Below are 379 nucleotides of genomic sequence, written 5' to 3'. Positions count from 1 at the left end.
AGTAAGCGTCGCGATTCCTGGCTGTAAAAAAACCGCACGTGCCGCAAGGCCGTGCGGTTTTTTCATGGGCGCGGGTTTGGCTTCAAGCGGGCGCTTCTGCTTCCGGTTCGTCGCTCGCGGGCACTTCGACCGGCACCGGCGGCAGCACCGATTCCAGTGTGCGCGCGCCTGCCGCGAGCGCGCGTTTCTCACGCGGCGTGAGGCGCTTGACCCAGTATTCGGCGCGCGAAGCGCTCGCGCGATCGGCGAGTTCGAATTGCGCGAGCACCTGGACGGGCTTGCGCGAGCGCGTGTAGCGCGCGCCCGTGCCGTCGGCGTGCTGCGCGAAACGCGCGGCCACGTCGATGGCGATGCCCGTGTAGACGCTGCCGTCGGCGCA

Annotated in this window: 1 protein-coding gene; it reads right to left on the bottom strand. The window is 68.6% G+C overall.

The genetic code is table 11. The features are described 5' to 3' along the window. Positions 1-82: 82 nt before the first annotated feature. On the bottom strand, positions 83-379 hold a 297-nt coding region (locus R2R70_RS19185; RefSeq protein ID WP_410978777.1), incomplete at its 5' end, for a GIY-YIG nuclease family protein.

Origin of the sequence: Cobetia sp. SIMBA_158, from assembly GCF_046566945.1 — a bacterium.
Taxonomy (GTDB): Bacteria; Pseudomonadota; Gammaproteobacteria; order Pseudomonadales; family Halomonadaceae; genus Cobetia; species Cobetia amphilecti.
Note: the sequence above shows the minus strand (reverse complement) of the source record. Positions and strands in the feature narration are given on the sequence as shown.